General features: G+C 47.9%; 1 protein-coding gene and 1 pseudogene. Both read left to right on the top strand.

Annotated elements, in window-relative coordinates; translation table 11 throughout:
• Positions 1–703 (top strand): annotated as a pseudogene (locus FOT42_RS17860) (gfo/Idh/MocA family oxidoreductase); the annotation flags it as partial.
• A 77-nt stretch (positions 704–780) separates the two neighbouring features.
• Positions 781–1,629 (top strand): fumarylacetoacetate hydrolase family protein, encoded by an 849-nt coding sequence (locus FOT42_RS17865; RefSeq protein WP_151891792.1) that lies wholly within the window; start codon positions 781–783, stop codon positions 1,627–1,629.
• The last annotated feature ends 305 nt before the right edge of the window (positions 1,630–1,934 follow it).

A 1,934-nucleotide genomic window follows, 5' to 3' on the forward strand; every position in this document is an offset into this window, starting at 1 on the left:
TATGGGCGTGCATATTTTTGACACCCCTTACAATGCCTTGCAATTGGACGTGCCGACCACCATAACCACAGAGTGTAGGCCCTCCAATGGATTCAGTTACCCGGAAAACAATGTGGTTACCTACGAATTTCCAAGTACTCCTTATACCTCACAATCCTTCAAGTGGATTTGGTATGATGGCCCTGGTGTTCCTGGTCTGCATGAAGATTTGGTTTTGCCCGGTGCTAAGAAGACAGTGGACACAAAACCGAAAAAAGAGGAGAGTATAGCCGATAAGATGTCGCTCGACGCCAAAGTGGCCGGAGAGGGAGAATTGCCTGAACAGGGTGCCATGTTCGTTGGGGAAAAAGGCAGGTTGTTGCTTCCCCACTTCATGCAGTTGCCCAAAAAGATCGTGAAGGGCAAATATGTGGACATCTCCAAGGAGATCGCCAAGGTATCGGTGGCCAACAACATGGGCGAGCCCATCCGGAACTACGACACCGAAGGTCCGAAGCACTACCACCAGTTTGTGGATGCCTGCTTGGGCAAGGCCACCACTACGGCACCTTTCGATTATGGGGCACGGTTGACCGAGACCATTTTGCTGGGCACCATTGCTGGCCGTTTCCCCGGGGAGACCTTGCATTGGGATGCGGAAGCGGCACGGTTCAAGGAAGAAAAGGCCAACCAATACTTGTCAGGGGATTATCGGGATTTTTAAAGATATCCCCGATCGACACAGACAATGAACGTGCGACGGGAACGCCATTATTTTTTAAACAACAAAATATATTCGATATGAAATTGATACGATACGGGAAGGTGGGAATGGAGAAGCCAGGAGTATTGAGAAATGATAAACGATACAGCCTATCGGCCTACTTTAAGGATTTTGATAGGGATTTTTTTGCGGCCGATGGCCCTGCCCAGGTGAAGGAATTGCTCTCCAGAGGGGAAGATTTACCATTGGTAAGGGAAGAAGAACGATGGGGAGCCCCAATGGCAAGGCCGGGAAAGGTGATGTGCATAGGATTGAATTACTCGGACCACGCCAAAGAGGCAGGGATGCCGATTCCTACGGAGCCAATCATCTTTCAAAAAGGGAGCAATACCGTGGTCGGGCCCTACGACCCCATTTTGATCCCCAGGGGAAGTGAAAAGACCGACTGGGAGGTGGAACTGGGAGTGGTCATTGGTAAAAAGGCCAGATATCTGGATTCGATAGAGGCATCCAAGGAGTGTATTGCAGGCTATTGTTTGGCCAACGATGTTTCTGAAAGGGCTTTCCAATTGGAAAGAGGTGGCCAATGGACAAAAGGCAAATCATCAGACAATTTTACGCCCATAGGACCCTTTTTGTTGGACGCGGACCGCATTGAAAATCCCCAAGATCTGGACATGAAACTATGGGTAAATGGTCAGCTTATGCAATCGGGCAATACCGACAACATGATTTTTTCTGTCCATTTCATTGTTCATTACCTATCCCAGTTCATGACTTTGGAAGAGGGGGACCTGATTCTTACGGGGACTCCCCCAGGTGTTGGCATGGGCCAGAAGCCGCAGGTGTACCTAAAGGTGAATGATATTGTCGAGCTTGAAGTTGAACATTTGGGTAGACAGAAGCAAATTTGCCAAAACGCATAGGAACGGATTGCTTGGTTTTGATGTCAATGGACACAGAGGAGCATCCGAGCCTAGTTTTGAATAGTTAGTTTTTAGTTGTTGAGTTAGTTGATGAAGGCGGGCAGGGGCTGCTCCCTGCCCATTCTTTTGCAATACGGAAAACAGCTATTTCCTTTTTCCAACCTTTCCATACCACAATCATGATTACATTACAACTACTGGATTATGCCATCATAATCATGTTTTTTACCATTACGTTGGGCATAGGCCTCTATGTCTCCAAAAGTTCGGGGAAGAGTAGTTCGGAATTCTTTCTTTCGGGAAGG

This window comes from Flagellimonas hadalis (assembly GCF_007785775.2).
Lineage (GTDB): Bacteria > Bacteroidota > Bacteroidia > Flavobacteriales > Flavobacteriaceae > Flagellimonas > Flagellimonas hadalis.